Origin of the sequence: Foetidibacter luteolus (genome assembly GCF_009650435.1) — a bacterium.
Taxonomy (GTDB): Bacteria; Bacteroidota; Bacteroidia; order Chitinophagales; family Chitinophagaceae; genus Foetidibacter; species Foetidibacter luteolus.
Window position 1 is genome coordinate 60,419 of record NZ_VVIP01000030.1, and the last position, 5,652, is coordinate 66,070.

The 5,652-nt window shown below is 41.0% G+C and carries 7 protein-coding genes; 4 read left to right on the forward strand and 3 right to left on the reverse strand.

The features are described 5' to 3' along the window. Positions 1-209: 209 nt before the first annotated feature. Positions 210-662: an IS200/IS605 family transposase gene (tnpA, locus tag F0364_RS08485; RefSeq protein WP_153797344.1), complete on the reverse strand. Its 453-nt coding sequence runs from the start codon at positions 660-662 to the stop codon at positions 210-212. A 740-nt stretch (positions 663-1,402) separates the two neighbouring features. Here tnpA and F0364_RS08490 point away from each other — a divergent pair. Together F0364_RS08490 and F0364_RS08495 are read left to right on the forward strand one after the other, a co-directional pair. After that, positions 1,403-1,813, forward strand: coding sequence for a fasciclin domain-containing protein (locus F0364_RS08490; RefSeq protein ID WP_153797345.1), 411 nt, complete (start codon positions 1,403-1,405; stop codon positions 1,811-1,813). Positions 1,814-1,832: 19 nt separating this feature from the next. Beyond that, positions 1,833-2,114, forward strand: coding sequence for a hypothetical protein (locus F0364_RS08495; protein ID WP_153797346.1), 282 nt, complete (start codon positions 1,833-1,835; stop codon positions 2,112-2,114). A 24-nt stretch (positions 2,115-2,138) separates the two neighbouring features. On the opposite strand, the gene F0364_RS08500 is transcribed toward F0364_RS08495, so the two are convergent. Next, the gene (locus F0364_RS08500; protein WP_207632574.1) at positions 2,139-2,345 is read right to left on the reverse strand and encodes a DUF1737 domain-containing protein; all 207 of its coding nucleotides are present in this window, start codon (positions 2,343-2,345) and stop codon (positions 2,139-2,141) included. A 174-nt stretch (positions 2,346-2,519) separates the two neighbouring features. On the opposite strand from F0364_RS08500, the gene F0364_RS08505 reads away from it, so the two are divergent. Beyond that, positions 2,520-2,735, forward strand: a complete 216-nt coding sequence (locus F0364_RS08505) for a hypothetical protein (RefSeq protein ID WP_153797348.1) — start codon at positions 2,520-2,522, stop codon at positions 2,733-2,735. Positions 2,736-3,178: 443 nt separating this feature from the next. Here F0364_RS08505 and F0364_RS08510 read toward each other — a convergent pair whose 3' ends face one another. Further along, positions 3,179-3,532 (reverse strand): hypothetical protein, encoded by a 354-nt coding sequence (locus tag F0364_RS08510; RefSeq protein WP_153797349.1) that lies wholly within the window; start codon positions 3,530-3,532, stop codon positions 3,179-3,181. A gap of 400 nt (positions 3,533-3,932) precedes the next feature. On the opposite strand from F0364_RS08510, the gene F0364_RS08515 reads away from it, so the two are divergent. After that, a complete protein-coding gene (locus tag F0364_RS08515) occupies positions 3,933-5,174 on the forward strand; it encodes a hypothetical protein (protein WP_153797350.1) in 1,242 nt (413 codons plus the stop codon). The last annotated feature ends 478 nt before the right edge of the window (positions 5,175-5,652 follow it).

The following is a 5,652-nucleotide window of genomic DNA, read 5'->3' on the forward strand; positions in this document are numbered from 1 at the left end:
CCTGTGGCTACAGCAGCACTCCGGTCACAGCCCTGAAGGGGCGATATATCCCTAACACAGGGTGCAGCCCGGTGTTATCCTCCCCCTGTACAGCCCTGTGTTATCCCCTCCGGTATAGCCCTGTGGCTATAGCACTCCCGTCCACAGCCCTGAAGGGGCGATATACCCTATCACAGGGTGTAGCCCTGTGGATATAGCAGCCCAGCACACTAATCCCATACATATCGCTCATCAAACTCCACATGATACTTTACCAGGAACGCCCGGTATTCTTCCTGGAAAGTTTTTTTCTCATGGTGGCTATGCTGGTTAGCGATATAGTCAAACACCCGGCCCGTTTCCGATGGGTTTACTGAAAAAGCGCCATAACCATCCTGCCAGTAAAAATTTTTGTACGCATCCCCTTTTGTTTTTATCCATTTGGAGGAGTGCGATTTTACTTCTTCCACCAGCTTCATTAGCGCTATCTTCTTAGACAGCATGCAAAGTATATGAATGTGGTCAGTATAGCCGCCTGCTATAATACACTGGCAGTCCAGCCGGTTGCATATTCCACCCAGGTAATGATGCAATTCTGCCTCTACCGGTGGATGTATAAGCGGCTGCCTGTATTTGGTACTGAACACAAGGTGAATGTAATTTTTTACGAGCGACTGTCCCATGATACTACCAATGTACATTTTTATGGCCAATACTGCATTACTACTATCATCGCCTGTTGTGTCACTCACTTGTACGGCAACAAATAGGGCTGCATGGTGCAGCAGGTTTTATTTCGTATGCCGGTTTTGTAAATGTGTTCCATAACGGTGTTAGGTTATTATAACGCCCCTTCAGGGCTTGATGCATGCGACAGGCTTCCTTCCCGACGGGCGCTGCCCATCGTTGGTAGATAACGCCCCTCCAGGGCTTACGTTCTTATATCAATTAAACCCCGGCAACCATAGCCCTTGCAGGTGTTGTTACCTGCAGGTAATGTTCGTCCAGTAACGTTCATTCCGGTGTCGGCATTTTGCCGAAAAATCATTGTCCGCTTCCTTCAGCATCGTTATGACAGGTGATAACTTGTCCCGAAAAAATTCGGCAACACCTGCCCGGGCATTCGTGGCACATCAAAACCAACGACTACGAGAGTATTTACCCTCATGCTATCCTCAACACCTTCATATATTGTTATTTGCAATGCTTACTGTACAAAATGTTCATCCTCTGCTTAACATCTGCTCTGGCATCCCTGAACACCAACACTTCTGTCAGCATAGAAACTACTGTTGTGATTCCATTTTTTATTCGCCTTGCTTATGTAGTAAAGCTAATTATTAACACCCGCAAATTGTTAGAAAGACGGATAAAGGTTACATTACACAGTTGCGGGAATTTCTCCCGCATTTAAAACAACAAAATGAAAAACATGACAGAGGTGGTTAATTCAGATAAATATTTAAGCACCTTAAGCAAATACATAACCATAACCGGCTTTGCAGAACAGCTAAGCGGCAAAGGGCCATTTACAATATTGGCGCCCACTGATACCGCGTTTCAAAAACTTGAGACAGCACTGTTTTTATCACTTGATAAGGGTAAAATTAATGAGGCGTTATCGTATTTGCTAAACTGTCACATACTGCTGGGAAAAACAATTTTCAAAGACTTTAAAAACGGTGATTTGCTTTCAACGCTTAACGGGAAACTATTACAAGTAAAAGTTAGAAACGGGCGTACGAGTATTAATGGCGTTTATCTGCGGGGCAAAGGTGTAGAAGGTTCCAATGGCGTTTTGCACTCCCTGGATACGGTGCTGATGGTTTCATAAGGTTATTAAATTAAAAAAGATGGACAATACTGAATTTTCCTTCCAGCTAACATTGGAGGAAAAACAAATAAATGGTTTTATTCTTCCCTGGAGTATGAATGTTAAGGACAACGGTGTCCCCTCAAGGTTCAATATAATGATTGATTCCGTTTTTGTTGGCACGCTTTACAAATCAGGCAAAGGCTGGAAACTTAATCAAAGAGGAAGCCAATTGATTACAGATGCCATAGGCAAACTTATTGAAGCCAAATATAAATCTGATTTTAATGAATCCCTAAGCGACATTTGGCAAACCAAATAGAAACCAACTTACCACACACATTTGCTACAGTGATCCAGTTTTTTCACAAACATATTTCCCAAGCACCTGTAAATAACGGATATTAGTATTGCCGAGCCTGTCATCACGCATTAAGACTGAGCTTAAACTACCAATAGGCTGCCACCCTTGCTTTATTTTTTCATTAATTTGGGAATTGAAAGACTCAACCACATCTCCCGTAATCAGCATGTATTCATGAATGTTGCTCATATGGCTATAATTTATACGGTGCAAGGTAGGCATCAATTTGTTAGTAAAGCACCACAGGCAATCCAGTTGGCTTACATTACAAATACATTAACGGGCGTTCTTTACATTTCTAAAAAATAAAGCTTAGGTTACATAGCTGGCCATACTCCTTTTACGCCAGCATAAATTTTTTTTATGAGCTACAAGACAAGTGAGAGAGATTCTGCGATTTTATTGATCGGCGCAGGAATTGTATCTGATGGTTCTCTGCATCTTTATGAAGAATTAGAAAAATTCAATTGGGTTTACATCGAACGGGTAAATGGAAAATTTAAAGGGATTACGCTAACTTATTCAGGCAAGGAATTGTTTCGAATCTTAACAGGAAAGGATAGTTCTCATAACAGTTAACCTCCGTAGCATGCAGAGGATTTGTAAGGCAACCTATTTCTACTCCCTTGCAGAATTGTCACCTGCAAGTTTCTGATTACAATGCGCATACTGCAACGTTTACTTCCACTCTGGTATTTCTAATAAATAAATATTACCTCCCTCAACATCATTCCGTCAGGCCAGGGAATTTTTTGGAGCCCGGCAGCAGTAACAGTTATTGAGCTTTGCTTGCGCCTGTCCCGACGAGCGAAGCGGAACTCGGGGTCGCACACTTGTACGGCTGGATAGGCTATGGAGCAATAGCCCAGGTAGGTAAACCGGCTGAATAAACGGCAGGACGTTACTATTCCTTATCCCGGATGAAAACGATCATTATGTACCTTACAATTAAAAAGGCAATACCGGCGATGATTATTTGCAAACCACTAAAAGTTGTTATAATAACACCCGTTGTAGCATCATTAATCTTTAAATTCTGAAGCCGCAGTCAACCTGATTGGGGTGGCAACAACCCTTTCTAAGTCGAATATTTCCAATATTTGAGCAGAAACTATTATTGTTTTCCCATTATAGTTATCTGGTATATTACAAGCTAAATATTTGTTATCCTCAATCGTTAGTATGAAATAAACGTTATCCGTTGAAACAGTTGCCACTTTATCGGCGAGGGTATCAACTACTCGACGGTTTTGATCATCAAAAAAGCAACCTTTTTTCAATTCAATTTCTTTCCCTTTATTATTGGGTCTCGAAGTGCATGAGTTCAAAAATGCAATTCCAAAAAGCAAAAGCGCAGATATTTTTATGGACATCATATATGCCTGGTTTTATTTACTTTGATACTGGTTTTTGTTCTTATAATGATATATAGTAATTGATAGGTAGAGGCATAAAGCTAACACCTAAGTCCCGTGCTAGCTTTGCCTTTTTAATAGCTATTCTTAAGCAAGAAGGATATCTCGGGCTAAATGTTCTTTGCCTGCATTTCTTAAATGTATTCCGACAGTGACTACCTGTTCCGATACTTCGGGAACACCCGCCGGAGCATCAATAGCTCCTCGACATCAACGACTACTAATGGCACATCGACACAAACCACTGCGAGGAGAAAAGATTTAATACACACATCCTTTGATATGCATAGAAAGAACTGTTTAACTACATAAATTTGCCTATTAGCCACATAAAATTACTTCACTAAGCTCTTAATTAGTCATGCTAAAAATTATAGCCATCTTTTTTTCAGTGGTATTTGTTTTTTCTTCTCTAACCTGTTTTTCGAACGGAGTTAACAAAGATGATTCTCTTGCCCTGGTGGACTTATTCAATAACACCGGCGGTTCCCTATGGACAAACAAAACAAACTGGCTTACAAAGGCGCCTGTAGAGAATTGGTTTGGAGTATCGGTAAGTGAAGATCGGGTTGATACTTTGCAGTTGCCATCCAACAATCTAACAGGTATTATCCCGTCTTCGATAGGAAAACTTACCGGACTAGTACTTTTACGGTTAGCTGGCAACAACCTTTACGGTAACATTCCTGCTTCAATAGGCAACCTTTCAAATTTAGATCTGATTGATATTAGTGATAACAAATTAAACGGCAGCATCCCGGCAGAAATGGCTGGGTTAACGAATGTAGAAATTCTTTCCCTGCACTTCAATCAGCTTACCGGAACTATCCCTTCTTCGTTAGGTGAACTTAAGAATTTACACGCCTTATCCTTGTATAATAATTGGCTGGAAGGAGATATACCGGCTTCTTTAGGCAACGTGCCCCGGTTGGAATTACTGTTTTTAAACGACAATAAATTGAGCGGTACAATACCTGCGGCGTTAGGTAAACATAAATGGTTGCAACTTCTTAATCTCAGTAACAATCAACTATCTGATACTATCCCCCCTTCTCTTGATTCTTTAAAACATTTATTCTCTTTTGCAATCAGCGGAAACAAATTCACGTTTGCAAGTTTAGAAAGGATCGCTCCTTTTTACAATAGCAACATTTTTAGCTATTCTCCACAAGACGAGATTACTTTAATGACGGATGGGCGTTGGATGTATGTTTCTCCGGGCGGTACTCGATCCAACAATACATATCATTTGTATAAAAATGACAGCTTGCGAGCAACGCAGATTGGCGACTCAGCATTTCGAATCAACTCTACCGGATTTTATTATATAACTGTTGAAAACTCAAAGGCCACCCGCATTACATTAAAATCCTTTACAACATTTGTAAGTTTCACTCCGATAGTCGCCACGACTATAAAGGCTGGCAATTGGAATGATGAAACCATTTGGAGTACCGGCAAAGTACCCGATCAAGATACCGATGTTGTTCTTAAACATGACGTGACCATAGATACGGATGCTTTATGTAAATCAATTTCTACGGAAAATCACAAAATTCATGTGAACAAAAACGTGAAACTGAAAGTTGAAGGTTATTTATAACTACAACACTGCTGGCTTAAGATGCAGGCCAAGTAAGGCGTGTTGGTCTTTTAAAGCCTGGTATAATACACATTCATAAGTTATACACAACCTAAGTTCTCAGTGTTTTGCGCCAGAGCTTACATTTTGTGATTGACATTCTTAAATCAACTGGAGAAGGCGCTTTTCAGTCTGGAGTTGGCAGGGAAACATCATTTGTCCTGGAGAAAGACACCAACATAAACCGCTCTTTAGCCAGACAAAGTCTGGCTTTTATCAGACATCCGAAGAGCCGCTATCGCTTACTCTTCGGATAGCGGGGATTCCGGCATTTTTGGGAGAATAATAATTGCCTACTTACCTCAGCATCGTTACGACAGGTGACAACACCTGTCGGGGCATACGGGGGGCACATCAACACCAACGACGGCGAGTGCATCTCCTGACTTGTCCCTTTTAGTGCGGAGCGTTTAGTTTTTCTATAAATTCCTTCATTTTA